This is a genomic window from Nonomuraea sp. NPDC048916 (assembly GCF_040649575.1).
In the GTDB taxonomy this organism is placed as follows: domain Bacteria; phylum Actinomycetota; class Actinomycetes; order Streptosporangiales; family Streptosporangiaceae; genus Nonomuraea.
The window spans coordinates 1-1,912 of the sequence record NZ_JBEZFS010000107.1; the positions used below are offsets into that span (position 1 = coordinate 1).

Genomic DNA, 1,912 nt, shown 5'->3' on the forward strand with positions numbered 1-1,912 from the left:
TCTCAGGCAATGGCTGCTATGTCCCCATCGTCGAAGTAGATCGACTGATGGAGCTGACCGCCGAGAGCAGTGGCGTACCGGGCGAGAACGTCTTGTCCGGAGATCTTGCCTTGCTCGATCTGCGAAACGCGGCCCTTGGTGACCCCCTGCGCTGTGCGATGTCCTGCTGGGTCATCCCCCGACTACGGCGGATCTCGGCAAGCCGGTGTCCTTGCACCTTGGCGAGGAGTTCCTGCTTGCCCGCCTCCACGGCTTCCTCGCCGCCGGCACGTTCGACATGCTCAGCACGGATGTCCTTCCAGCGCGCATATTTCGTCACGATCCGCCCTCCTCCGCCTGCCGTTCATTCATGTACCAAACCGCAGACAGTTAACGCTGATCGGAGGGTGATCTGGTAGCCCGTCGCCGTGCTCGCATGATCAGTCCCCGCGCCTCGGCGTATGTCACGAAACCAAAGCCAGCGAGTGCCAGTACGCGCTGAACCCCCCAAGATATGTCGAATGCCCAATGAAGCCCCATCGGGCCAAGCACCACCGACCAGACCTGTCCGGCGAACAGTGAGAGGCCGACGATAAACATGACGTAATTCAGCCAGGCAGGGCTGGAAAGCATGAGTTGATCGTCACCCCACCTGCATGGAATCGCCCGGAAAAATCCGATCCTCCATCGCTGAGACTCCGGTGTCTTTTCATGCACATAGGAAGTCTGACATCTCCGCAGGGAGTGAGGTAGAGCCAGTTTTGTCGGCAACGCACTCCAAAGCGGCAGAGCCCACCGATGCCCGGTGGGCCGGGGCTGAGGAACGAAGCCCTGGACCGTCGATCGCCCCCAGCCATCCACGGCGGCCGGCCACAGGAGGGCGATCGTGAGGGTGGCATCGGTGCGGCGGTTCGGCCAGGAACCAAACCGCATTAGCAGCTCTGATCTTGCCTGTCCCGATCGGTTCCACGTAGGCCAGCGTATACATTCGATCCAGTCTGAACGGCATTGAACGGCTGAGAACTGCAGCTAAGACTGCAACTAGAACCGTGTCACTCGCGGGCCGCAACCCCGCATCCGGTGAGTCGGGGCCGGAGGTTCCGGATCGTCGATCGCCCCGACCTCGTACGGCGGCCAACCACGCTGGGGCGATCGTAGGGCGATACTGGATACGGTCATAGAGAGCGGCCTGGACGCTGAAGCAGCGAGGAGGACGGAGAATATCGCCTCGAAGAGGGTAGCCCGTACAGGATCTTCGATTCAACCTACCGCTGCATCTTCAGCACTCCGCGAAGACTCAGTCAGCCGACGGCGTCTCCTTTTTAACCTTCCGTACCCACCACACGACCGGAGCCGCTAGTCCCATTAGAGCAACCAGGCCGATGACCATCAGGATGATGCTCATCCCCGGCAGATCGAACACGTCCAGTTGCTCGATCGGCCACGACGAACCGAACAGCGCGAACGCCCCCCAGACCACGCCAAATCCGAGAGCTACCAGAACTAACTCTCCGAAAAATTCTCTGACAAATTTGCGTACGTGGCGCATCGTGTACCCCTTCGTCTCATCCGATCATGCCGCACATCGAACGAAGGTGAGCAGCGACTACTGATCGGGTTTGGAGGCGAAGTTGGGCTTGTCGTGGAGGGGGCGTGGCTGGCGGAATGGCCGTATGCCACCCAGAGGGCCAGCGAAGCGAGTTCGGCCGGCGACGACCCGGCGGAAAGTCGTGCGCGGTCCGGCGGCGGCGTGGCCCACATTCGGCGGATGAGTAGAGGTGCCGCCTTGATCTAAGGTGCTCATGGGTTTCTGGACTATCCTTCGGCTGCTGTGATGTAGGCGAGGTTGGGGTCGCGGAAGAAGCTGCGGATGAGAGCCGGTGTCTTCTGCAGGCGCCGGAGTCCGGAGAGCATGAGGGCTTTCACCTGCTGA

2 protein-coding genes are annotated in these 1,912 nt (G+C 61.1%); both read right to left on the bottom strand.

Going from position 1 to position 1,912, the window contains the following annotated elements; genetic code table 11:
* Positions 1–16: 16 nt before the first annotated feature.
* Complete coding sequence (locus AB0C16_RS39930) at positions 17–319, bottom strand: hypothetical protein (protein WP_357691341.1); 303 nt, start codon at positions 317–319, stop codon at positions 17–19.
* 957 nt (positions 320–1,276) lie between these two features.
* Complete coding sequence (locus AB0C16_RS39935; RefSeq protein WP_357691343.1) at positions 1,277–1,528, bottom strand: hypothetical protein; 252 nt, start codon at positions 1,526–1,528, stop codon at positions 1,277–1,279.
* Positions 1,529–1,912: the final 384 nt, after the last annotated feature.

Bases quoted from the DNA above. Each gene is read 5' to 3' on its own strand.
- AB0C16_RS39935 (WP_357691343.1), bottom strand. From the start codon at position 1,528: ATGCGCCACGTACGCAAATTTGTCAGAGAATTTTTCGGAGAGTTAGTT.